Consider the following 22,665-nt stretch of genomic DNA (forward strand, 5'->3'; position numbering starts at 1 on the left):
CGGAGCCGGTGTATGTTCCCGGGCGCACCTGCCCAGACACGCGCCGGGCTGTTAGAGTCCGTTCCCAGCTAGGGATATCGGGCACTCGCCTGACAACCACCCCGACCGGCCACGGATCACCCAAGGCCCGCCTTGCGCAGGAGGAAGAAGTTGCTCTCCGCCTTTCTCAGTGCGTTCCGCACGCCTGACCTGCGCAAGAAGCTGCTGTTCACAGTAGCCATCATCGCGGTCTACCGGCTCGGCGCGACACTGCCCAGCCCCGGCGTCTCGTACGGCAACGTGCAGAACTGCCTCAAGGCCGTCGAGAGCGGTGACACAGGGGGCGTCTTCACCCTGCTGAACCTCTTCTCCGGCGGGGCGCTGCTGTCGCTCTCGGTCTTCGCGCTGGGCATCATGCCCTACATCACCGCCTCGATCATCCTGCAGCTGCTCACGGTCGTGATCCCGCGGCTCGAGCAGCTCCGCAAGGAGGGCCAGGCGGGCCAGGCGAAGATCACCCAGTACACCCGCTACCTGACGCTGGGCCTCGGCATCCTGCAGGCCTCCGCGTTCGTGGCGCTGGCCCGCTCCGGCCAGCTCTTCCAGGGCAACTGCCCCCAGTCGGACCCGAAGTTCGCGATCATCCCCGAGGGCACCGGCCTCCCGGACTGGCTCACGCTGACCACCCTGGTGATCACGATGACCGCCGGTACCGGCGTGGTGATGTGGCTCGGCGAGCTGATCACCGACCGCGGCGTCGGCAACGGCATGTCGGTCCTGATCTTCACCTCGATCGCGGCGCGGCTGCCCGGTGAGGGCTGGACGATCAAGACCAGCAAGGGCTGGGAGATGTTCTTCCTGGTCATCGCCCTGGTCCTGGTGGTCATCACGCTGGTCGTCTTCATCGAGCAGGCACAGCGCCGGATCCCGGTGCAGTACGCGAAGCGCATGATCGGTCGGCGGATGTACGGCGGTACCTCCACCTACATCCCGCTGAAGGTCAACCAGGCGGGTGTGATCCCGGTCATCTTCGCCTCGTCGCTGCTCTACCTGCCGCAGCTGGCCCTGCAGTTCTTCGACCAGAACAACCCGGCGAAGTGGCAGGCCTGGCTCCAGAACAACATCGTCGCCCCGGGCGCGCCGCTGCACATCGCGAGCTACTTCCTGCTGATCATCTTCTTCACGTACTTCTACGTGTCCATCACGTTCAACCCGACCGAGGTCGCGGACAACATGAAGAAGTACGGCGGCTTCGTGCCCGGCATCCGCCCGGGCAAGCCGACCGCCGACTACCTCGACTTCATCCTCAGCAGGATCACCCTCCCCGGCGCGCTCTACCTGGGCATCATCTCGGTCCTGCCGAACTTCTTCTTCATCTGGCTGGACAACCAGCAGTTCCAGAACTTCCCGTTCGGCGGTACCGCTGTGCTGATCATGGTCGGCGTCGGTCTGGAGACCGTGAAGCAGATCGAGAGCCAACTCATGCAGCGGAACTACGAAGGGTTCCTGCGGTAGATGCGCCTCGTTCTGGTTGGTCCCCCCGGGGCGGGCAAGGGGACCCAGGCCGAGTTCATCGCCGCCCACCTGGCCGTGCCCAAGATCTCGACCGGGGACATCTTCCGGGCCAACGTCTCCCAGGGCACGCCCCTGGGGGTCGAGGCCAAGCGGTACATGGATGCCGGCAAGCTGGTACCGGACGAGGTCACCATCAACATGGTGCGCGACCGGCTGGCCGAGCCGGACGCCGGCGAGGGGTTCCTGCTCGACGGCTTCCCGCGGACCACGCCGCAGGCCGCCGCGCTGGACAAGCTCCTCGCTGACCTCGGCACGGCGCTCGACCTGGTGATGGAGCTGGTCGTCGACGACGACGAGGTGATCCGGCGGCTCTCCGGCCGACGCACCTGCCGGGGCTGCGGCAAGATCTGGCACATCGAGTTCGACGCCCCCACGCACGAGGGCATCTGCGACCGCTGCGGCTCCGAGCTGTTCCAGCGCGACGACGACAAGGCCGAGACGATCGCCGAGCGCCTCCGGGAGTACGCGGACAAGACGGCGCCGCTGATCGACTACTACGGCGCCCAGGGCAAGCTCATCGGGATCGACGCCACCGGGCCGGTCGAGGACGTCACCGTCCGCGCCATCGACGCCCTCCGGTCGTACGGGGGCTAAAGTTCGACCGTGGGCGCTTGACGTACCGGCGCCCGGGTAGTTCGGGTAGGCGGCGACCGCTGGCGCGGGTGGCGCGCGAGGCGCGGGCCAGCGGCCGCGGTTCGCCGAAGGTAACAGCTGCGAACGCGAGGAGCGAGCGAGGCGAGCCCTCGGCGGTCGCGAGGGAGAGGTTGTTCCGCATGCGCCGTCACCAGCTGGACATCCAGCTGAAGACCCCGGAGCAGATCGACAAGATGCGGGCCGCCGGGCTGGTGGTCGCGTCCGCCCTGAACCGGATGCGGGAGGCGGTCGCACCGGGCGTCAGCACGGCGGATCTCGACGCCATCGCCGAATCGGTCATCCGGGACGCCGGCGCCGTACCGTCTTTCAAGGGATACCACGGCTATCCGGCGACGATCTGCTCCTCCGTCAACGAGCAGGTCGTGCACGCCATCCCGGCCGCCGAGCAGGTGCTCCGCGAGGGGGACCTCATCTCGATCGACTGCGGCGCGGTGCTCGACGGCTGGCACGGCGACTCGGCCATCACCGTCGGCGTCGGCGAGGTCCGGCCGGAACTGCTCCGCATGGCCGAGGTGGCCGAGGACGCGATGTGGGCGGGGATCGCCGCGGCCGCACGGGGCGCCGCCAACGGCCGGGGCCGCCTCACCGACATCTCGTACGCGGTGGAGATGGCGGTACGCAAGGGCGGCCGGTACGGGATCGTGGACGGCTACGGCGGGCACGGCATCGGTACCGAGATGCACCAGGACCCGCACGTGCTCAACCACGGTCGCCCGGGCCGCGGACCCCGGCTGATCCCGGGCATGGCGCTGGCCATCGAGCCGATGATCACGCTTGGCTCGCCCCGTACCGTCGAGCTGGACGACGGCTGGACGGTGGTGACCCGGGACGGCTCCGTCGCCGCCCACGTGGAGCACTCGATCGCGCTGCTCGACGACGGCGTCTGGGTCCTGACGGCCCCGGACGGCGGCCGGGCCCGGCTCGGCGACCTGGTCACCTCGCGCGAGCCGGCGGATTCCACGCTGTCCTAGCCTGGCGCGGTGGTGGCATGCTTGGTGCCGTGGAACGGCGGGGCGAGATGCGGGCGGCGGACGCGGACCGGGAGGCGGTGGCCGAGCGGCTCCGGATTGCGCTGAACGAGGGCCGGCTCGACCTCAACGAGTACGACGAGCGCCTCCAGCGGACCTACGCCGCCAAGACATACGCGGACCTGGACGGGCTGCTGGACGACCTGCCGGCGCCCCGCGCGCCCCGGGACTCGCAGGTGGTGCCGGCCGCCGAACCGGTGCCGCCCCCGGCGCCGAAGTCGGGCGACCGGTACCGGCCTGGCGCCCGGCGCTGGCTCGCCTGGTCCTGGGGCCAGTACGTCGCCGGCGTGGCCGTGGTCACCGTGATCTGGGGCGGCGTGGCGCTCTCCACCGGCCAACCGCACGGCTTCTGGCCGATCTGGGTGGCCGGCCCCTGGGGCGCGATCCTGCTCGGCCGTACGATCACGGTCCTCTCCGGGGGCGACCCCCGTGACCGGCCGGGCCGCCAGCGGCGGCGCGACCGCCGGGACCGGTACGGGCGGGGCGGCTGGGCGCGCTGACGCGGCCCCGACCCGGGGCGCCGAAGTCGCCGTGCCTGGCGACGGCTGCCCGCAGCACCGAACTCGCCGGGCGGACTCGCCCGCCGACCGTGCCGGCCGGCCGGATCCCCCCGCCCGCGGAACCCCCGCGCCGCGACCACTTCCGTGCCGTGACACACCTCGGTTTGGTGTCCGTGCTCGTACGAGCGTAGACTGGCTGATCGGCGCACAGCGTCCACTCCGGCATGCCCATCCTGCGCTTCGATGGGAGCCCGGAGCCGCGGCTGGCGCGAGTGGTCGATCTTGTTTCAGGGTGGCTCTTGACGTAGGTCTTGGCCCTTGAGGCGGATCGGGCCCGCTCGTGTAAGGCGTTGTGGGCCATCCGGAGAAACCGACGTCAGGACAGCGGAGGACATGCCCAAAAAAGACGGGGCCATCGAGATCGAGGGCCGGGTCATCGAACCACTCCCGAACGCCATGTTCCGGGTGGAGCTGGCCAATGGCCACAAGGTGCTGGCTCACATCAGCGGCAAGATGCGGCAGCACTACATCCGCATCCTGCCCGAGGACCGGGTCGTCGTCGAGCTGTCGCCGTACGACCTGACCCGCGGGCGCATCGTCTACCGCTACAAGTGAACCTCGTTCACGCAACCACCTGACGCGGCCGGATCAGCACTATGTCCGTTTCCGAAGCCAGGCGACGCCCCGCGCTGCCGGGCGTAGTTGGGAAGTAAGGCAAACCGTGAAGGTCAAGCCGAGCGTCAAGAGGATCTGCAACAACTGCCGGGTGATCCGCCGGCACGGCCGGGTCATGGTCATCTGCAGCAGCGACCCGCGCCACAAGCAGCGCCAGGGCTGAGTCCCGTCGCCGGCCCCCGAGGGGCGTCGGCGAGGTGGCCAGTTCCGGCGGGCAGATCGCACTACAACTAGAAGCTCGTCCCAGCCGTGCCGCGCGTAGTCGTGCACGGCGTACCCCCGGTCGGAGGCCGGGGCCCGTCAGTTCCCGCCGGCGCGCCGGCGGGCCTGGGCAGGCGGGGTGGGTCGGGTCCAGACCTCCGCGAGAAAACCACGAGGAGCACGCCCGCACATGGCACGTCTAGTCGGCGTCGATCTCCCCCGCGACAAGCGGATGGAGATCGCGCTCACCTACATTTTCGGGGTCGGCCGGACCCGCGCGATCGAGACGCTCGCCGCCACCGGCATCTCGCCGGACAAGCGCGCCAAGGACCTCACGGACGAGGAGCTCCTGCAGCTCCGGAACCACATCGAGGCCAACTACAAGGTTGAGGGTGACCTGCGCCGCGAGGTCGCCGCTGACATCCGCCGCAAGGTCGAGATCGGCTGCTACGAGGGCATCCGGCACCGCCGGGGCCTGCCCGTCCGTGGCCAGCGGACCCGTACCAACGCGCGGACCCGGAAGGGCCCGAAGCGGACCGTCGCCGGCAAGAAGAAGCCGGGCAAGAAGTAAGAACTGACCGGAATACCGGTCCGGGCCCGTCGGGGCCGGCCGGGGTTTTCCATAGGAGCGCACAGACTTATGCCACCGAAGGCTCGCGCCGGAGCCGCCGTAAAGAAGGTCCGGCGCAAGGAACGCAAGAACGTCGCCCACGGGCAGGCGCACATCAAGAGCACCTTCAACAACACCATCGTCTCCATCACGGATCCGACCGGTGCCGTCATCTCCTGGGCCTCCGCCGGCCAGGTTGGCTTCAAGGGCTCCCGCAAGTCGACCCCGTTCGCCGCGCAGCTCGCCGCCGAGGCCGCCGCGCGTCGGGCGATGGAACACGGCATGCGCAAGGTCGACGTCTTCGTCAAGGGCCCCGGCTCCGGCCGGGAGACCGCCATCCGTTCGCTGCAGGCCGTCGGGCTGGAGGTCGGGCAGATCTCCGACGTCACCCCGCAGCCGCACAACGGGTGCCGTCCGCCGAAGCGTCGTCGGGTCTGAGAGGTAGAGGAAGATGGCTCGTTACACCGGTGCTGACTGCCGCCGTTGCCGGCGGGAGAAGATGAAGCTGTTCCTCAAGGGCAGCAAGTGCGATGGCCCGAAGTGCCCGTTCGAGTCCCGGCCGTTCCCGCCCGGGCAGCACGGTCGGGGTCGCACCAAGGAGACCGAGTACCTGCTCCAGCTGCGGGAGAAGCAGAAGGCCCGCCGCGTCTACGGCGTGCTCGAGAAGCAGTTCCACAGCTACTACGAGGAGGCCGTGGCCAAGCAGGCGAAGACCGGTGAGGTCCTCCTGCAGATCCTCGAGTCGCGGCTGGACAACGTGGTCTACCGGGCCGGCTACGCCAAGTCCCGGGACATGGCCCGCCAGCTGGTGAAGCACGGTCACTTCACGGTCAACGGCAAGAAGGTCGACATCCCGTCGTACCGCGTCAAGGAGCACGACATCGTCGAGGTCCGGGCCAAGTCCAAGGAGCTGACGCCGTTCATCGTGGCGCAGGCCGAGGCCGGCTCGAAGACCGTACCGGCGTGGCTCGAGGCGATCCCGAGCCAGATGAAGATCCTGGTGCACTCGCTCCCCGCCCGGCAGGTCATCGACACGCAGGTGCAGGAGCAGCTCATCGTCGAGCTCTACTCGAAGTAATTTTTGGCATCCCGGTAGTGGCCCCTGGCGGCGTTGCGCGCCGCCTTGTGTGCACAGAACGCACACGGCGGCGTCGTGCGCCTTGCCAGGAACCACTACCGGGCGCCAAGACAGTTTGGTGGGCATCAAATGGCGGGTGCCCCGAACGAAAAGAGAACGAAATGCTCATCACCCAGCGGCCGACCCTCTCCGAGGAGTCGATCAGCGAGACCCGCTCCCGGTTCACCATCGAACCGCTCGAGCCGGGCTTCGGCTACACCCTCGGGAACTCGCTGCGGCGTACGCTGCTGTCGTCGATCCCGGGCGCGGCCGTGACCTCGATCAAGGTCGACGGCGTCCTGCACGAGTTCACCACGATCCCCGGTGTCAAGGAGGACGTGGTCGAGCTCGTCATGAACGTCAAGGAGCTCTGCGTCAGCTCCGACCACGACGAGCCGGTCAGCATGTACCTGCGCAAGCAGGGGCCGGGCGACGTCACCGCCGGTGACATCCAGCCGCCGGCCGGCGTCTCCGTGCACAACCCGGATCTCAAGCTCGCGACCCTGAACAGCAAGGGCCGGCTCGACATGGAGCTGACCGTCGAGCGGGGCCGGGGCTACGTCACCGCCGCGCAGAACAAGCAGGCCGGTGCCGAGATCGGCCGCATCCCGGTGGACTCGATCTACTCGCCGGTGCTGAAGGTGACCTACCGCGTCGAGGCGACCCGTGTCGAGCAGCGTACGGACTTCGACCGGCTGATCATCGACGTCGAGACCAAGCCGTCGATCGGTCCCCGTACGGCGCTGGCGTCGGCCGGTTCCACCCTCGTCGAGCTCTTCGGCCTGGCCCGCGAGCTGGACGAGTCGGCGGAGGGCATCGACATCGGCCCGTCGCCGCAGGACGCGCAGCTCGCCGCCGACCTGGCGCTGCCGATCGAGGAGCTGGACCTCACCGTCCGCTCCTACAACTGCCTCAAGCGCGAGGGCATCAACACGGTTGGTGAACTCATCGGGCGTACCGAGGCCGACCTCCTCGACATCCGCAATTTCGGTCAGAAGTCGATCGACGAGGTCAAGATGAAGCTCGCCGGGATGGGTCTGGGGCTGAAGGACTCGGCTCCCAACTTCGACCCGGCCCAAGTCGTGGACTCCTTCGGCGAGGCTGACTACGACAGCGACGACTACCGCGAGACCGAGCAGCTGTAACCGCGGCTGACCGACCTTAAACGAGGAGCACCAACCATGCCCACGCCCACCAAGGGCCCCCGTCTTGGCGGCAGCCCGGCGCACGAGCGACTGATGCTGGCCAACCTGGCCACGTCGTTGTTCCAGCACGGCAAGATCAAGACCACCGAGACGAAGGCCAAGCGGCTGCGCCCCCTCGCGGAGCAGCTCATCACCAAGGCCAAGCGCGGCGATCTGGCCTCGCGCCGCCGGGTGCTGGCCGTCGTGCGGGACAAGGACGTGGTGTACGCCCTGTTCGACCAGATCGCGCCCCGGTACGCCAACCGCAACGGCGGCTACACCCGGATCGTGAAGACCGGTCCGCGCAAGGGTGACGCCGCCCCGATGGCGATCATCGAGCTGGTCGAGGAGCTGACCGTCGCGGCTCCCGCCAAGGCCACCCGCAAGGCCGCCTCCCGGCAGGCCGCCCAGCAGGACAAGGTCGAGGCGCTCGCCCCCGAGGAGGAGGCCGCTCCGGCCGCCGCCTCGGACCAGGACGCCGACGCTCCCGAGTCGGTGACCGGCGACAAGCCGGCCGCCCTCGAGGACACCGACGAGGGCACCGAGAACAAGTCCTGAGCAAGGTCGATTCGGGCCCGGCATCCCCACACCACAGGGGTGCCGGGCCCGGTCCATGTCTGGGGTAGGGGTATGTCAGTACCGGAAGACCAGACCCGGGTACGGCTCGACGTCGCGTACGACGGCACCGACTTCTCCGGTTGGGCGCCGCAGCCGGACCGCCGTACCGTCGCGGGTGTGCTTGCCGAGACGCTGGCCCGCATCGCGGGACCGGCGAGCGTGACCGGCCTGACGGTCGCCGGTCGCACCGACGCCGGCGTGCACGCGACCGGTCAGGTCTGCCACGTCGATTTCCCCACCGCCGTCTGGGCCCGGCTCGGCCCCACGCTGCTGCGCCGGCTCGCCGGAATGCTCCCGCCCGACGTGCGGGTCCACGCCGCGACCGAGGTTCCGGCCGACTTCGACGCCCGCTTCTCGGCGACCTACCGCCGGTACGAGTACCGCGTCACCGACGCCCCGCACGGGGCGGAACCCCTGCGCCGGCACGACACGCTCGCCTGGCCGCGCCCGCTGGAACTCGCCGCGCTGCGGGACGCGGCGGCGGGCCTGGTGGGCGAGCACGACTTCGCGGCGTACTGCCGGCGCAAGGAGAACGCGACGACGCTGCGGGAGGTCACCGACCTGCGGTGGCGGCGGGACCCGGATGGGATCCTCGTCGCGACCGTGCAGGCGGACGCGTTCTGCCAGGCGATGGTGCGCAGCCTGGTCGGGGCGATGCTGGCGGTGGGGGAAGGGCGGCGCCCGGCCGACTGGCCGGCGAGCCTGCTGAGCCGCCGGGAGCGGTCCAGCGAGGTGACGGTAGCGCCGGCGCACGGACTCACCCTCGTCGCCGTCGGCTACCCGGACGACCCGACCGAGTACGCGCACCGCGCGGCGCTGACCCGCCGGCTGCGGGTCCCCGCGGAGCAGTGATCGGGCCAGCCGGGTCACGGCCGGGTCGGCCGGCGCGATCCGCCCGTCCGTCAGCGGGGCGCGGTGGCCCGCCGTTCGAGCACCGCGCCGCGCAGGTACTGCTCGATCACCTCGAACATGACCCGCTGGGCGTCCGCGTCGGTGCTGGCGATCGGCTGCCCGTCGGCCTGGGCGAGCACGCAGTAGACCAGAAAGTGCCCGCGTACGTGCCAGCCGACCTGGGTGTTGGCGGTCGCGACGGGCTCGGTTCCCGTACCGGCCGCCATGCCGAGGAAACGTTCCCGCCCGCCGGTCACCATGGGCTTGATCTGCTCGCGGGCCTGGCCGGCGCCGGTCGCGTCGTTGAGGTTGAAGATCCCGCTGGTGAGCAGGTACCTGCCGTCGGACGTGCGTAGCGTTCCCCGGACGACCTGGTTGCAGCCCAGGCGCTGCAGCAGTCCGCTGATCTGTTGGGTGGCCGCCATCCGGCAGTCGTCCACGGCCTCGGTCTTGAGCAGTTGGTACGCCTTCCCGCCCGAGGCGATCACCAGCCGCTCCTCGGGGTAGACCTCCTTGATGGTCAGCGGCGCCGGATCGACCGCGCGGCTGCTGATGTCCCGTGCCGCCACGCTCGGCTCGGCGGCGACCTCGGCCGCGCGCATGCTCCGCCCCTGCCACTCGTCCGCGAGCAGGAAGTACGAGCCGATCCCGCAGACGGCGAGCAGCGCGAGCCCGCCGAGCCCGACGATCACGGTCTGCCAGGTGGACGGCTCCCCGGACCGAGCGGCCCGGGCGCGGGTACGGGCGGATCCAGTGTGGGTAGGTTCTCTACGCGCCGGTTCTGTGTGCGGCGGTTCTCTACGCGGTGGTTCTGTGTGCGGCAGTTCTGTGCGCGCCGGTCGGGCGCGGGCCGCCGGTCGGGCTGGTGTCTCCGCGGGTGCTGCGGCCGGCGCGGGCCCCGGAGGCATCAGCCGGTCGAACGGCTGGAATCGTGCGCCGGTGGACCCGAGCGCCACCGCCGCGTCCTCGTGCGGGCGGTCCGGCGGTGGCATCCCGGCTCGCGTGGGGCCGCGCCGAGGCGCGCGGGCGTCGGGGGAGGTGGCGCCCCAGCGTGGGCCCTCGTACGCCAGGCGGTCGCCGGGTCGGGGGTCGTCGTCGCGGGACGGTCGGTCACCCCGTACGGGGCGGCCCGGGCCGGGTCCCGCCGCCGGTGGCACGCCGTCCCGGGTGCGGTCGGCGACGGTACCGGGCGGGGGCGCCGAAGCACCGTGCCGGGGGCGGCCCGCAGCCGTATCGGTCCGGGGGGCCGGGATCGTGGCGCCGGGCCTGGCCAGCCCGGACCGCTCGCCGGTGCTGAATACGGCCGGGTCGGCGGTGGCCGAGTGCCGGGGTGGCGGCGCCGTCCGGGCACCGAAGCCCGAGCCGTCGGCGGGTCGTCCCGGCGGGGCCGGCCGGGACGCGGCAGGCGGCGCGGATCCGGGGGGTGCGGGCGGTACCGGCCGCACCGTCCCGGGGCCGGCCTCCGGGGCCGCTCCTCGCCGTTCGGGCGGGGCTGGGCGCGGTGTTCCGGGCGGGGTCGGGCGCGGTACGACCGGCGGGACTGGGCGGGGTGGCGCGGGTGGGGCCGAGCGCGGTGTCGCCGGTGACGCCGATGACGGTGTCGCGGGCGGGGTCGGGCGGGGCGGCGCCGGGGGCAGCCGGAGGGGGCGGGAAGCCGCGACGGGCGGTTGCCCGCTCGGGGGCGGCGGAGGGTAGCCGTCGTGCGGGGCCTTCCGGGACAGCCCGCCGCCGCGCTGATCCCGCAAGGCGCCGGGGCCGGGTGGATTCGGGAAGGCGTCCGGGCCGTGCCGAGAGGTGTTGGCGCCGTGCCGGGCCGCGCCGGCATCCGGCCGCTCCGCGGGAATGCCGGGCTGATGCCGACCCGGGAAGGCGCCGGAGTCGTACCGGCCCGGGAAGGCGCCGGTTCCGCGCCGTCCGGGCGGCGCTCCGCCCGCCCCGGTGGCCGGTGGACGCGGTGGCGCGGGGTACGGCGGCGTGGGGTACGGCGGGAGGCCCGGCGGGGCCCCGGCATGCGGGGTTTCCGGCGGCGGTCCGAAGCGCCCACGCGGTCCCGGTGTGGAGTGTCTCTCGCCGCCGTGGGTCGCGTGATGCTCCGGTTCGTCGGGGCGGGGGCGCCGCTGCGCCGGGATCGATCTCGGAACGTCGCCGTCCGGGTCACCCGGCTCGTGCTCCGGTGTCGGCGGCCAGCCGCCAACTCCAGGTCCGCGCCCCCTCGGCATGTCGCACAGGGTAGCGGACATCGATGGATGTCCGCGCCGGTGGAGGAATGGCGGTAGATGAAAGAGCAGACAAAACCGGCGGTGGCCGGGGGGTACGGCCGGACCGGGCGGCCCACGGCGTCGCCTCGGCCCGACGGTAGGCGAGAATGCGGGGCGTGACCGGCGAACACTACTTCAGCCCGCAACCCGGTACCGCCTTGAACCCTCGCGAGGTCGAGTTCACCGTCGCCGGACGCGACTACTCCCTCCGGTCGGCTGCGGGCGTCTTCTCCGCCGACCGGCTCGACCCCGGCACCACCGTACTGCTGCGCAAGGCCGACCTGCCGGGGCCCGGCACCGCCGGTCCGCTTCTGGACCTCGGCTGCGGCTTCGGCCCGATCACCTGCGTACTGGCCAGCGAGGCACCGCGGGCCACGGTCTGGGCGGTCGACGTGAACGCGCGGGCCCGGGAGTTGACCGCCGGGAACGCCGCGCGCGCCGGCGTGGCCGACCGGGTACGCGTGGCCGAGCCCGACGAGGTCCCGGCCGACCTCTCGTTCGCGCAGGTCTGGTCCAACCCGCCGATCCGGGTCGGCAAGACCGAGCTGCACGGCATGCTGCGCCGCTGGCTGCCGCGGCTCGCCCCCGACGGCGTGGCCTGGCTGGTGGTGGCCCGGCACCTCGGCGGGGATTCGCTGCAGCGCTGGCTCCTCGACGAGGGCTGGCACGTCGAGCGGCACGCGAGCCAGAAGGGGTACCGGGTGCTCCGGGTGACCCGTCCGGCGCCCGCCGGTGCAGCCGGATAGCCGACCGGGCCCCGGCGGGGCCGGATTGTTGACCGGGCCCGGCGGGGCCGGGTGGCTGACCGCTCGGATGGTCGACCGGCCGGAGGGCTCACCCGTTCGGCGCCGCCGAAAGTGAGGTGCCCTTCCTCGGCCTGGTCGGGCAGGATGCCGGCGTGGGTTACGTAGACGTCGCCGAGGTCGCGCACACGCTCCCGGACGGCCGGGAACTCTTCTCCGGCGTGTCGTTCCGGGTGGGGGAGGGCGCGAAGGTCGCCCTGGTCGGCCCGAACGGCGCGGGCAAGACGACGCTGCTCCGGATGGTCGCCGGCGATTTGCCGGTACGTACCGGTGCGATCGCCCGGGTCGGCGGGCTCGGCGTGATGCGGCAGTTCATCGGCATGATCGGCGACGACTCCACGCTGTACGACCTCGCCCTGGCCGTCTCCGCCCCGCCGCTGCGCGCCGCCGGGGAACGGCTCGCGCGCGCCGAGGAGGCGCTGCACGCCGCCGAGCGCCGGGGCAAGTTCAGCAGCGCCGCGGGAAAGGCGCAGCTGGCGTACGCGGAGGCGCTGGCCGCCTGGGGCGAGGTCGGCGGTTACGACGCGGAGGTCCTCTTCGACACCGTCGCCACGATCGTCCTCTCCCTGCCGTGGGACCGGGTACGGGACCGGCCGGTCCGGACCCTCTCCGGCGGGCAGCAGAAGCGGTTCGCGCTGGAGCTGCTCCTGCGCGGCACCGACGAGGTCCTGCTGCTCGACGAGCCGGACAACTTCCTCGACGTACCCGGCAAACGCTGGCTGGAGGGGCGGATCAGGGCCTCCGGCAAGTCCGTGCTCTACGTCTCGCACGACCGGGAACTGCTCGCCCAGACCGCCGATCGGGTGGTGGCGGTCGAGGGCGGGTCGGCGTGGGTGCATCCGGGCGGCTTCGCCACCTGGCACGAGGCGCGGGTCGCCCGGCACGACCAGTTGGAGGAGAAGCGCCGCCGCTGGGACGAGGAGCACCAGAAGCTGCGCGAGCTGATGCTGATGTACAAGCAGAAGGCGGCCTACAACTCCGACATGGCGTCGCGTTACCAGTCGGCCCAGACCCGGCTGCGCAAGTTCGAGGAGGCCGGGCCGCCGCCGCTGCCGCCGAAGGACCAGGACATCCGGATGCGGCTGGTCGGCGGGCGTACCGGGAAACGGGCCGTGATCTGCGAGCAGCTCGAACTGGACGGGCTGACGTACCCGTTCGACCTGGAGATCTGGTACGGCGACCGGGTCGCCGTACTCGGCGCCAACGGTACGGGGAAGTCGCACTTCCTGCGGCTGCTCGCCCGCGGCGGCACCGACCCCGACCCGGCGCTGGTACCGCTCGACGGCGGATCGGCGCTCGCCCCGGTACGGCACGACGGCGTCGCTCGCCTCGGCGCCCGGGTGCGGCCGGGGCACTTCTCGCAGACCCACGACCGGCCCGAGCTGATGGAGAAGACCCTCGTCGAGGTGCTCTGGCGCGGGGACGACCACCGGGCCGGGATGGACCGGCACGCCGCGATGGCGGCGCTGAGCCGGTACGAGCTGAGCGGCCAGGGGGACCAGCGCTTCGGCAGCCTCTCCGGCGGCCAGCAGGCCCGCTTCCTGGTGCTCCTGCTGGAACTCTCCGGAGCGACCCTGCTGCTGTTGGACGAGCCGACCGACAACCTCGACCTGGCCTCCGCGGAGTCGCTGGAGCAGGGTCTGGCGGCGTTCGAGGGTACGGTCGTCGCGGTCACCCACGACCGGTGGTTCACCCGGTCGTTCGACCGGTTCGTGCTCTTCCAGGGCGACGGCGAGGTGATCGAGACCCCGGAGCCGGTGTGGGACGTGGCCTAGGTGGGCGGTGCCTCCTCGGCCGCCGTGGCCGCGGGCGGTGCCCCCGGTGCCGGTGCCGGTGCCCGGGCCGGTGCTCGGGGCGGCGTTTCCCTCGGCCGCCGTTTGCGCCGGCCCGGTCGGGCATAGGGTTGATCACGTGACTGAGATGACCTATCGCCGGTTGGGCAACTCCGGACTCGTGGTGTCGGTGGTCGGGATCGGCTGCAACAACTTCGGCCGCAAGCTGGACCTGGACGGCACCCGGGCGGTGGTCGACGCCGCCTTCGACGTCGGGATCAACTTCTTCGACACGGCCGACATCTACGGCGAGCCGCACGGCGCCTCGGAGGAGCAGCTCGGCGCCGCGCTGCGGGGCCGCCGGGACGAGGTGGTGCTGGCGACCAAGTTCGGCATGGACATGTCCGGGATGAACGGACCGGACCACGGCGCGCGCGGCTCGCGGCGGTACGTCATGCGGGCCGTCGAGGCGTCGCTGCGCCGCCTGGGTACCGACTACATCGACCTGTACCAGATGCACGAGCCCGACCCGGGCACGCCGATCGAGGAGACGCTCGCCGCGCTGCACGATCTGGTCACCGCGGGCAAGGTCCGCTACCTCGGCAACTCGAACTTCGCGGGCTGGCAGATCGCCGACGCGGCCTGGACCGCGCGGGACCGCGGACTGACCCCGTTCGTCAGCGTGCAGAACCACTACAGCCTGCTCGAACGCGGCCCGGAGGCGGAGGTGATCCCGGCCGCGCGGCGGTTCGGCCTGGGCATGCTGCCGTACTTCCCGCTCGCCAACGGGCTGCTGACCGGCAAGTACAAGCGCGGTGAGCAGCCTCCGGCGGGCAGCCGGCTCGCCGGCGGCGGACGGTACGCCGCGCGGCTCGCCGCCGCCGACTGGGACACCATCGAGGCGATCGAGAAGTACGCCGCCGAGCGGTCCGTGTCGGTGCTCCAGGTGGCGATCGGCGGGCTCGCGGCCCGGCCGGCCGTGGCCTCCGTGATCGCCGGAGCGACCCGGCCCGAGCAGGTACGCGCCAACGCCGAGGCCGGCGTCTGGCAGCCCACCCCGGACGACCTGGCGGCCCTCGACGCCATCCTCTGACCGCTGTCAACGTGTGCTGCCCGAGCCGGTCCGAATGCGCGCCAATGCTCGACTATCCGTACGGCTCTCGGCGTTACCCGCCACAGATGTGACCAGCTTCGCCGGTCTGCCGGTAACCACGCTGGTACGTACCGCCCTCGACCTCGGGCGCCAGCCTCCCCGTACCGAGGCCGTGGTCGCCGTGGATGCCCCTGCTGAACCGTCGGGTGGTGCGGCTCGAAGACCTCGCCGCTTTCCGGGAGGCACATCCGGGCTGGCCCGGCAGCCGCATGCTCGCCGAGGTCCTGGCGTTGGCCGAGCCGCTGAGCGAGTCGCCGATGGAGACCCGGCTGCGCCTGCTCCTGCGCGACGCGGGCGCTCCGCCGCTGACCGCCCAGCACGACGTGTACGACAGTGCCGGACGCTTCCTCGGCCGGGTCGACCTCGCCTATCCGGCCTGGCGGATAGCGATCGAGTACGAGGGCGACCACCACCGCGAGCGTGCGCACTTCCAGCGTGACGTGGCCCGCCTCAACGCCCTGCGCGCGGCCGGTTGGCTGGTGCTGCGCTTCACCGCTGAAGACGTACTGCGGCATCCCGGACGAATCGTCGGCCAGGTGGCCGGCGCGATCCGGGAGCGACACCCGGTCACCTGAACACCGGAGGCGTTACGGGAAGCCCGTAACGCCTCCGGTGTTCAGGTGAGGGTAGTCGGGTGGTACGGGAAGGTCAGCGGGTGGCGGCGTCGCGGCGTACCCGGAACAGCAGGAGCACGCCGGCGACCGCGGCGACCGCCAGTGCGGCGCCGGCCACCCACCACATCCAGCGGGCGGCGTCACCCTCGGCCGCCGAAATCGGCGCGGCGGCGACCGGCGGGGCGGTCTGCGCCGCGCGGGCCTCGACCACGACCACGACGCTGGCCGGCGTCGGTTCGGGCGCGGTGACCGTCACCTGCCAGCGCCCGGGGGCGAGCAGGGGACCGCTGCTGTAGAAGCCCTGCCCCTCGCCGGTGGGGTTGAGCTGGACCGGCCCGACCTTCCGCCCGCCCTCGCCGGTGGCGTTGAGCACGAGCCGCGGCGACTGGTCGAGTGCGTGCCCGTCAGCGTAGGTCGCCCGGGCCGTCACGCCGGTCGCGCCGTCACCGGCCACCACCAGGTTGATTTTCCCGCCGTGCGCGGCGGCCGGTGTCGCGGTGAGCGGCAGCGGCACCAGGGCCAGGGCGGCCAGCGCCAGGGTCGCCCACGCCACCCGGGCGGCGCGGGTCCGAATCTGTCCCATGTGGAGTTCCCTTCGTCGCGGCGGGCGGGAGGCGGCGGGCGAGAGGCGGCAGTGGGAGGGGCGCCGGGAGGCGGCGGGCGAGAGGTGACGGTGGGGAGGGCCGTGCGAGAGGCGGTGCAGGGAGGCGGCAGCGGGAGGAGAGGCGCCGGGAGGCGGTGCCGGGAGGCGGCGGTGCGGGCCGGGAAAAGGCCCGGCCCCGCCGGTGGCGGGGCCGGGAAAGAGCTGGTCGGTGCGGGATGGCCGGTCCGGCCGGACCGGCCACCCCGCGCGGCACCCGTTACGGGGTACCCCGACCGGTGCCTACAGCCGGCCGCCCCGCGGTATCCGGGTCGGGTCCGGGTCGAGCCGTCCGGTCCCCTTCAGCGTCCTGCCGTCGTTGGCCTTGACCGCGGCGGCACCCGGCTGGCCGCCCAGCCGGACCACCATGGCGTCGGCGTCCCGTACCAGCGTGTCGCGCACCTCGGCCTCGCCGATCAGGCGGGCGTCCGAGGCGAGCGCGCGGAACGCGTTCAGGTGCTTGATCGCCTGCTCGTCCTTGCCCTTCGCCTCGGCCAGGCGCGCGTCGGAGAGCTTCGCCGACAACTGCTTGTGCGCGTTGGCCGAGAGCCGCCCGGTCGCCTTGAACCGGTCCAGCAGGTTCTGCATGTCCCGGAACGAGGTGGTGACGAAGAAGCGTACGGACGAGGTGGTGCGGTTGCCCGCCTTGTCCGTCGCGGTGACGGTCAGTTCGTGCAGGCCGAGCGGCAGCTCGTACATCGCCTGCAGGGTGCCGTTGGCGTACGCCCGGCCGTCGAGGGTGCCGACGGTGGAGGCGATGCCCGAGGTGGTGTCCGCCGCCTGCCAGGAGACGCGTACGTCCTGGCTGTCGCCGTAGAGCTGGCCGTCGGCCAGCCCCGAGACGAGCAGCGTCGGGTTCGTACCGTCGATGCGCAGCAGCGCCGACTTCAGCGTCTCGACGTTGCCGGCGGTGTCGGTGGCCCGGTAGAGCAGCTCGTGCTGCCCGTCCCCGGCCACGTCGACCGGCTCGGTGTACGGCGTCCAGGCGCCACCGTCCAGCGACCACTCGATCTTCGCCACGCCCGAGCCCGCATCCGTCGCGGCGAGCGTCACCGGGACCTTCCCGGCGTGCCACCCACCGTCGTTCGCGGGCGCGAACGAGGCCGTGCTCACCGGCGCCGTACCGTCGATCTTCACGTCGGTGGTCTTCGTCGCCTCGACGTTGCCCGCCTTGTCGACCGTACGGAACCGCAGCTGGTGCGCCCCGTCACCGGAGACCGCCACCGGCCCGGTGTACGGGGTCCAGCCGCTCGCCGCGTCGAGCTGGTACTCGGTGCGGTCCACGCCGCTGCCGCCCTCGTTGTCGGTGGCGGTCAGCGTGACGGTGACCGGTCCGGTGTACCAGCCGCCCGCCGGCGTGCCGGAGATCGCCGCCGCCGTCACCGGCGCGACCGTGTCGCTGGCCGCCCCGGTCAATCGGAAGTAGTCGAACGAGGCGGTCTTGGACGCGGTCTGGCTGGCGCCGAGGGTGAAGAGCCCGACCTTCGGCGTCGCCCCCACCGCGGCGTTGGTGAGCGGTTCGAGCGCCGTCCAGGTCACCCCGTCGGCCGAGTACGACGCGGTGTAGACGTCGCCCGTGCGGGCCAGCCGCAGCAGCCACACCGCGCTGGTGAGGTTCTGCGCCTGCGGCTGCGGGTTCTGTACCGCGCCCGCGATCTCACTGCGGAACTCGATCCGCCGCGACACCGGCTGGCCGACCGTGTTGTCGGCGATGAAGTCGAACTTCAGGTAGTTGTCGTCGTCGGCGTAGACGATGAGTCCGGCCTGCTGGTACTGCTCGTTCAGCAGGCTGCCGTCGACCTTGGTCTCCAGCGTCCAGTCACCCGTCGGCGCTGTCTGGAGGATGAAGTTCTTCGGCCCGCTGTTGCCGGTGCCGTAGATGTCGCCGTTCGGCACGTCGACGTGCAGCGCGCCGTCGCTCAGCCGGTACCCGGTCGCGTCCTCCCGGACGATCGCGTCCCACCGGCACTTGTCCAGCGCGGTACCGGTGAACTCGTCCGACGGCTCGACCGCCTCGGCCGGGGCGTCCGGCGAGACCTGGAACCAGTCGAAGGTGGCGTCCACCACCGGGGCGGTGGTACCGCCGTTGAGGGCGAAGAGCCCCACCTTCGGGTTGACGATGCCGGCGAGGGCGGCTGCCCGGCCGACCGGCGTGAAGGTCTGCCCGTCGGCCGAGAACGCCGCGCTGAGGTTGCTGCCGTCGCTGGTCAGCCGCAGGTAGACGGAGTCACCGGCGGGGGCGGCGGCGCTGTCGGCGCCCTCGTTGCGCGGGGTGCCCGCGGTCTCCCGGATGAACTCGATCCGCCGGCTGCCCGAGTGCAGCAGGTCCAGCTTGGCGTAGTTCTCGTCGTCGCCGTAGACGAGCAGGCCGGCCTGCTGGTAGTCCGCCGTGGTCGGCAACGTCACCTTCGTCGTCGCCTGCCAGGCCCCGCCCGGTGCCGGTTGCAGCACCAGGTTGGTGGCGTCGTTGCGGGTACCGTACAGGTCGCCGACCGAGGTCGGCAGCACCAGGGCGCCGTCCCGTACCGAGTAGAGCTGGTTCTCGCGCACGACCGTGGACCAGCGCTGCCGGTCCAGGATCGTACCGGTGAAGTCGTCCGAGCGGGCCCCGAAGCAGGACGTGTTCGGCGCCTCGACGCGCACCTGTGCGGTCGCGTACGACTTCGCACCCCTGGCGTCGGTCACCGTCAGCGTCGCGGTGAACGTGCCGGGGGCGGTGTAGGTGTGCCGGGCCTCCAGCGTGTTCGCCGTGCCGCCGTCGCCGAAGTCCCAGGCGTACGTCAGCGGGGTGTCGCCGTCGCCGTCGGTGGCGGTACCGGTGAAGGTCACCGCCAGCGGCGCGGTGCCCGTGGTCGGGGTCGCCGTGGCGGTCACCACCGGCGGCGAGTTCTCGGTCACGCCCCGGCCGAGGAAGTCGACCCAGTTGACGTTCAGGAACGAGCCCTGGCCGGTGGAGCCGACCGGGTTGCGGGCCACGAAGAAGAGTGTCCCGCTGCCGGTACTCGGCGTGGTCAGATCCACGGTGACGTCGGTGTAGGTCTGCCAGTCACCCGTACCGGGCACCGTGGCGGTGGCGATCACCGGACCGTCGACCGCGCCGGTGCGTACCTCGATCCGCCCGCCCGTGGTGGCCGAGGCCGCCCGGAAGCGCAGCGAGTCGATGCCGGTGAGGTTGGCCGGCGCGAACGTCCAGTAGTCGCCGTCCTCGATGAAGCCGATGTTCTGGAAGCCGCCGGCCGTGTCACCGGTGGCCTCCCGCTGCACGCCGGGGTCCCCGCCGCCGATGCCGTCCGGCGCCCGGCCGGTGGCGGCGTAGTACTCGGCCTGCTTGCGCTTGGGCTGCAACTGCTCGATGTCCCGGCCGGTCAGCGGGTGGGCACCGCCGACCCCGCCGTCGTCCGTGTACGTGGCCTCGAAGACCGCGAAGACGTCCGCGTCGGCGCCGTGCGACGACGCGAGCGCGGTCTGTACCGTGCCGGAGCAGCCGAAGTGCTCGTCCATCGGGTGGGCGTGCTCGTCGTGGCCGAGGAAGAACTGGAGCTTCACCCGGTCGCAGTCGATCGTCCCGTCCTCCGGGTCGGTCACCTTGACCGTGTACTTGACCTGGTCACCCCAGTTGAAGAAGCCACCGTCCGGCGGGAACTCGATGGTGACCGTCGGCGCCGTGTTGCCGACCGTGATCGGTACGTTGGCGACGGCGGTACGGTCCTTCGGGTTGGTCACGGTCAGCTGGGCGGTGTAGTTGCCCGGCTCGGTGTAGGTGTGCGTCGGGTTCGGCTCGGTCGAGGTGCCGCCGTCGCCGAACGCCCAGGCGTACCGCAGCACGCCCCCGTCCGGGTCCCGCGAGCCGGCGCTGGAGAACTGTACGGTCAGCGGCGCCGGGCCGGAGGTGGGCTCGCCCGCCGCCACGGCGATCGGCGCCCGGTCACCGGCCACGTAGTCGATCCGGTAGACGCCGGAGTCGTCGTTGTTGCCGCCGAAGCCGGTGCCCCACTCGATCAGGTAGAGCGCGCCGTCCGGGCCGAACTCGAAGTCCATCGGCCGGATCAGCGACATCCCGGTCAGCAACTGGTTGATGTCGACCAGCGAGCGGCCGTCCGGGGTGAGCTGGAAGGTGTACATCTTCGACTGGTTCCACTCGCCGAAGAGCGCCTTCCCGTCGTAGTACGCCGGCCACTTGCGGTCCGAGGCCAGCTCCGGGTCGAAGCGGTAGACCGGGCCGGCCATCGGCGCGCCACCGCCGCCGATCTCGGGGAAGAGCGGGTTGCCGCTGTAGTCGTAGTCGACGGTGGCGGGAATCGCCGGCGGCAGGTTGGTCAGGCCGGTGTTGTTGGGCGAGTCGTTCACCGGGGCGGCGCAGTCGAACTTCGGCCCGCTCGGCCCGGAGGGGAACTGGTAGTCGTTGTAGGCGTAGTTGGCACCGTGGCAGTACGGCCAGCCGTAGTTGCCGGCCTGGGCGACGATGTTCCACTCGACCGTGCCCTCGGGGCCACGGTTCGGGTTGACCGCCCCGGCGTCCGGGCCGTAGTCGGCCACGTAGAGGGTGTTGGTCTTCTTGTCGACGCCGATCCGGAACGGGTTGCGGAAGCCCATCCCGTAGATCTCGGGGCGCGTCTTGGCGGTACCGGGCGGGAAGAGGTTGCCGCTCGGGATCGTGTACGTGCCGTCGTCCTCGGGGTGGATCCGCAGCACCTTGCCGCGCAGGTCGTTGGTGTTGCCGGCGCTGCGCTGGGCGTCGTAGTCCTGCCGGCCCGGCCGCTCGTCGATCGGGTTGAAGCCGTCCGACTCGAACGGGTTGGTGTTGTCGCCGACGGCCAGGTACAGGTTGCCGGCGCTGTCGAAGGTGATGCTGCCGCCCGCGTGGCAGCAGGTGTTGCGTTGGGTGTCGACCTGCAGCAGGATCTTCTCGCTGGCCAGGTCGACCGTGTCGCCGGTGACCGTGAAGCGGGACAGGTAGTTGCGCGGTCCGCCGCCGTTCGGCGCGTAGTAGACGTAGAGCCACCTGTTGCTGGCGAAGTCCGGGTCGAGCCGGATGCCGAGCAGGCCGTCCTCGTTGCCGGTGAAGACGTTCAGCGTGGCCGCGGTGACCGTGGTGCCGGTGTCCGGCTTGACGATCTGGATCCGGCCGTCCCGCTCGACGTAGAAGACCCGGCCGTCGGCGGCGACGTCGAGTTCCATCGGGTTGTTGGTGTTGGTGTCCAGCGACACCTTCTCGAAGCTGCTGGTCAGGCCGGCGCTGCAGTCGGCGTCCACGACGCCCGCGGCGGTCTGGATGCCGCCGAGCAGGTGCGCCCGGAACTCCGGTTCGGCGTACGACTCGATGGTGTGGCCGCCGCCGGTGTACCAGGCCCGCCCGCCGTCGTAGTCGTGGCACCAGGCGGTCGGGTGGTCGGCGCCCATCGCCCCGGCGCCCGGCGCGTAGCTGGTCTCGTCGAGGCTGGCCAGCACGTGCACCTTGCCGCGCGGGTTGGTCTGGAAGTTGTACCACTCGTCGAAGCGCGACCACTCGTCCGGCAGGTGTGCCGTGGACGGGTGCGCGTGGTCCTCGACCTTGACGGTGGCCTGCTGCTGCGCCGGGTGCGACGCGAAGTACGCGCCGACCAGGTCGCCGTACCAGGGCCAGTTGTACTCGGTGTCGGAGGCGGCGTGGACGCCGGCGTACCCGCCACCGGCCCGGACGTACCGCTCGAAGGCCGCCTGCTGGTCGGCGTCGAGTACGTCACCGGTGGTGGAGAGCCAGATGACCGCCTTGTACCTGGCGAGGTTGGCGTCGTTGAACGCCGTGGCGTCCTCGGTCGCGTCGACGGTGAACCCGTTCTCCTCGCCGAGCTGGCGGATCGTGGCGATGCCGGCCGGGATCGAGTCGTGCCGGAAACCCGCCGTCTTGGAGAAGACGAGCACCGAGTAGGGATCGGCCTGCGCCTTGGTCGCCCGGTCGGGGGCGCGCTCGGCCCGCGCGGCCGAGGGGGCTGCGGTCGCGGCGGTCGGGGCGGCGAACAGGGCGGCCGTCGTCGAGCCGAGCGCGACGGCCAGGGCCAGTGCGGCGTGCGTGAGGGCCCCGCCGCGCGGTGCGCGGCGTCGGCGAGATCTGGACAAGTTGGATCTCCTTCGTCCGGAGCGGACAGGTTCGTCCGGGGTGGACAGCGGAAATCCCGGGTCGGCTCGCCGAAGACCGTCCCGGGCCTGGGCCGCGTCCCGCCGGTCGTGGCGGAACGCGGGGTGGGGCTTCCGCGACAGGACTGGCGGCCCTGGCACGGTCGCGACTAGCTGGTGGACCGGTGTGCCGGAACCGGACCATCAAATTTTGCTCTGTCGATGAACAAATTAATGCCGGAAGATCGGTGGCCGGCAATACGACGACAAGACAAATCAGGTAACGGTTGGGTAACCGAG

19 protein-coding genes are annotated in these 22,665 nt (G+C 71.7%); 16 read left to right on the forward strand and 3 right to left on the reverse strand.

The annotated features are described in order from the left end of the window. The first annotated feature begins 150 nt into the window (after window positions 1-150). From secY to truA, 12 genes are all read left to right on the forward strand, one after another. Window positions 151-1,494 carry a preprotein translocase subunit SecY gene (secY, locus tag AB0J86_RS34965; protein ID WP_363861979.1) on the forward strand — a complete coding sequence of 448 codons (1,344 nt, stop codon included), beginning with the start codon at window positions 151-153 and terminating at the stop codon, window positions 1,492-1,494. Continuing rightward, window positions 1,495-2,148: an adenylate kinase gene (locus AB0J86_RS34970; protein ID WP_363861980.1), complete on the forward strand. Its 654-nt coding sequence runs from the start codon at window positions 1,495-1,497 to the stop codon at window positions 2,146-2,148. A 179-nt stretch (window positions 2,149-2,327) separates the two neighbouring features. After that, window positions 2,328-3,179 (forward strand): type I methionyl aminopeptidase, encoded by an 852-nt coding sequence (gene map, locus AB0J86_RS34975; RefSeq protein WP_363861981.1) that lies wholly within the window; start codon window positions 2,328-2,330, stop codon window positions 3,177-3,179. Between the two features lie 17 nt (window positions 3,180-3,196). Then, a complete protein-coding gene (locus AB0J86_RS34980; RefSeq protein ID WP_363861982.1) occupies window positions 3,197-3,736 on the forward strand; it encodes a DUF1707 domain-containing protein in 540 nt (179 codons plus the stop codon). 393 nt (window positions 3,737-4,129) lie between these two features. After that, window positions 4,130-4,351, forward strand: coding sequence for a translation initiation factor IF-1 (gene infA, locus AB0J86_RS34985; RefSeq protein ID WP_007073013.1), 222 nt, complete (start codon window positions 4,130-4,132; stop codon window positions 4,349-4,351). A gap of 106 nt (window positions 4,352-4,457) precedes the next feature. Then, entirely contained in the window at window positions 4,458-4,574 is a 117-nt protein-coding gene (rpmJ, locus tag AB0J86_RS34990; RefSeq protein ID WP_089012514.1) for a 50S ribosomal protein L36, read from the forward strand. 228 nt (window positions 4,575-4,802) lie between these two features. Next, window positions 4,803-5,183 (forward strand): 30S ribosomal protein S13, encoded by a 381-nt coding sequence (rpsM, locus tag AB0J86_RS34995; RefSeq protein WP_363861983.1) that lies wholly within the window; start codon window positions 4,803-4,805, stop codon window positions 5,181-5,183. Between the two features lie 69 nt (window positions 5,184-5,252). Then, window positions 5,253-5,660, forward strand: coding sequence for a 30S ribosomal protein S11 (rpsK, locus tag AB0J86_RS35000; protein WP_007073011.1), 408 nt, complete (start codon window positions 5,253-5,255; stop codon window positions 5,658-5,660). Between the two features lie 13 nt (window positions 5,661-5,673). Then, window positions 5,674-6,300 carry a 30S ribosomal protein S4 gene (rpsD, locus tag AB0J86_RS35005; protein ID WP_363861984.1) on the forward strand — a complete coding sequence of 209 codons (627 nt, stop codon included), beginning with the start codon at window positions 5,674-5,676 and terminating at the stop codon, window positions 6,298-6,300. 161 nt (window positions 6,301-6,461) lie between these two features. Continuing rightward, window positions 6,462-7,484, forward strand: coding sequence for a DNA-directed RNA polymerase subunit alpha (locus tag AB0J86_RS35010; protein ID WP_363861985.1), 1,023 nt, complete (start codon window positions 6,462-6,464; stop codon window positions 7,482-7,484). A gap of 36 nt (window positions 7,485-7,520) precedes the next feature. After that, the gene (gene rplQ, locus AB0J86_RS35015) at window positions 7,521-8,081 is read left to right on the forward strand and encodes a 50S ribosomal protein L17 (protein WP_363861986.1); all 561 of its coding nucleotides are present in this window, start codon (window positions 7,521-7,523) and stop codon (window positions 8,079-8,081) included. A 72-nt stretch (window positions 8,082-8,153) separates the two neighbouring features. Next, window positions 8,154-8,993 (forward strand): tRNA pseudouridine(38-40) synthase TruA, encoded by an 840-nt coding sequence (gene truA, locus AB0J86_RS35020; RefSeq protein ID WP_363861987.1) that lies wholly within the window; start codon window positions 8,154-8,156, stop codon window positions 8,991-8,993. Window positions 8,994-9,043: 50 nt separating this feature from the next. On the opposite strand, the gene AB0J86_RS35025 is transcribed toward truA, so the two are convergent. Continuing rightward, a complete protein-coding gene (locus AB0J86_RS35025) occupies window positions 9,044-9,724 on the reverse strand; it encodes a hypothetical protein (protein ID WP_363861988.1) in 681 nt (226 codons plus the stop codon). 1,682 nt (window positions 9,725-11,406) lie between these two features. On the opposite strand from AB0J86_RS35025, the gene AB0J86_RS35030 reads away from it, so the two are divergent. The 4 genes from AB0J86_RS35030 (at window position 11,407) to AB0J86_RS35045 (ending at window position 15,593) form a co-directional block, all read left to right on the forward strand. Further along, window positions 11,407-12,036, forward strand: a complete 630-nt coding sequence (locus AB0J86_RS35030) for a methyltransferase (protein ID WP_363861989.1) — start codon at window positions 11,407-11,409, stop codon at window positions 12,034-12,036. Between the two features lie 152 nt (window positions 12,037-12,188). After that, window positions 12,189-13,868 carry an ATP-binding cassette domain-containing protein gene (locus AB0J86_RS35035; RefSeq protein ID WP_363861990.1) on the forward strand — a complete coding sequence of 560 codons (1,680 nt, stop codon included), beginning with the start codon at window positions 12,189-12,191 and terminating at the stop codon, window positions 13,866-13,868. A gap of 145 nt (window positions 13,869-14,013) precedes the next feature. Continuing rightward, the gene (locus AB0J86_RS35040; RefSeq protein WP_363862005.1) at window positions 14,014-14,958 is read left to right on the forward strand and encodes an aldo/keto reductase; all 945 of its coding nucleotides are present in this window, start codon (window positions 14,014-14,016) and stop codon (window positions 14,956-14,958) included. A 185-nt stretch (window positions 14,959-15,143) separates the two neighbouring features. Next, window positions 15,144-15,593, forward strand: coding sequence for a DUF559 domain-containing protein (locus AB0J86_RS35045; protein WP_363861991.1), 450 nt, complete (start codon window positions 15,144-15,146; stop codon window positions 15,591-15,593). Window positions 15,594-15,666: 73 nt separating this feature from the next. On the opposite strand, the gene AB0J86_RS35050 is transcribed toward AB0J86_RS35045, so the two are convergent. Next, complete coding sequence (locus AB0J86_RS35050) at window positions 15,667-16,215, reverse strand: hypothetical protein (RefSeq protein WP_363861992.1); 549 nt, start codon at window positions 16,213-16,215, stop codon at window positions 15,667-15,669. 300 nt (window positions 16,216-16,515) lie between these two features. Continuing rightward, complete coding sequence (locus tag AB0J86_RS35055) at window positions 16,516-22,173, reverse strand: ThuA domain-containing protein (RefSeq protein WP_363862006.1); 5,658 nt, start codon at window positions 22,171-22,173, stop codon at window positions 16,516-16,518. Window positions 22,174-22,665 lie beyond the last annotated feature (492 nt).

This window comes from Micromonospora sp. NPDC049559 (genome assembly GCF_040676675.1).
Taxonomy (GTDB): domain Bacteria; phylum Actinomycetota; class Actinomycetes; order Mycobacteriales; family Micromonosporaceae; genus JBFAPK01.